General features: G+C 38.3%; 1 protein-coding gene and 1 pseudogene. One reads left to right on the forward strand and one right to left on the reverse strand.

Annotation, left to right across the window (positions count from 1 at the left end; all coding sequences use genetic code 11):
- A pseudogene (locus IQR33_RS08395) lies at positions 1-129 on the forward strand (putative 4-hydroxy-4-methyl-2-oxoglutarate aldolase); the annotation flags it as partial.
- Here IQR33_RS08395 and IQR33_RS08400 read toward each other — a convergent pair.
- A complete protein-coding gene (locus IQR33_RS08400; RefSeq protein WP_017821468.1) occupies positions 126-596 on the reverse strand; it encodes a hypothetical protein in 471 nt (156 codons plus the stop codon). The pseudogene IQR33_RS08395 and the gene IQR33_RS08400 sit on opposite strands and share 4 nt — an antisense overlap.
- Between the last annotated feature and the right edge of the window lie 420 nt (positions 597-1,016).

The following is a 1,016-nucleotide window of genomic DNA, read 5'->3' on the forward strand; positions in this document are numbered from 1 at the left end:
ACAGAGAAACGCGGGATAGGAGAGGTAAACGTAACCTTAACGATGCAAAACCAAATCGTTCAACCTAAGCACTACGTTTACGCGGACTGGAACGGTGTGTTGATTTCTAAGCAAAAGCTGGACTTCTAAAAACGAAAGCCTAAACCAACCTCAAAGCCTTGTTGCCAATCTTGGTAATCAAGAGTCGCGTGAAGATCCAGTTTATCGGTAATTTTTACGCGACTTGATACTTCAGCCGCGAGGCTACTGTCGTCTTGGCGAATACCTTCCGCTGTTTCATTCTTGTAAGAGCGAACTGTACTTTTCAGCGTGACACGATCATTAAAGTGATAGCTGATCCCACTCAAAAAACCACTTTGATTTTTGGTAGGAGAGTTATTGACTCGCGCACCGACATAAACGTCTACCGAATCAAAAAGTTCGTAAGCGTAACCCGTATCGATATTCCAAACATCAAAACTGTCAGACTGATAACTGTCGCTGGAAATGAATAGTTTATGAGGAGAAGGGGATATTTTACCTGGAAGCGGCGGAAGCTCGTTTGCTAGACAAACACCAGGCACAAAAAACAGCAACAGAAAAAGCCCTCTTTTCATGTTCACCACTCCTTGTGTCAACTTTTTTATTAGTATGCGCCCAAAGCTTCTCACTATTAAAGCATAGAATATGAAAGCTAGCTCACCTATTTTCTAAATAATTCGATACTATGAACATAAGTCACAGTTAAGTTGTTGTTATGTGTCACAACCCTCTCGAATTATTTGATCGTACGTTTTATGGCAAAGATCAGACTAGTTATTAGATAAAAAACCGAACTGGTGATGATGGTTAAGTCCTTTACAAAAACTAACTGTAGATTTTTAAATGATCAATAATGTGTAATTAACTATAAATATCAATGACATTGCTTAGCAGAATTCTCTGAAAGATGGAAAAACAAACAATTTTTTGTTGACTATGTATCAGAAACTCGGTAAACGTAGAGTTAAGCAAACACAATTAACGTTGAATATTTA

Origin of the sequence: Vibrio sp. OPT46, from assembly GCF_015163535.1 — a bacterium.
GTDB classification, from domain to species: Bacteria; Pseudomonadota; Gammaproteobacteria; order Enterobacterales; family Vibrionaceae; genus Vibrio; species Vibrio alginolyticus.

Bases quoted from the DNA above. Each gene is read 5' to 3' on its own strand.
- IQR33_RS08400 (WP_017821468.1), bottom strand. From the start codon at position 596: ATGAAAAGAGGGCTTTTTCTGTTGCTGTTTTTTGTGCCTGGTGTTTGT.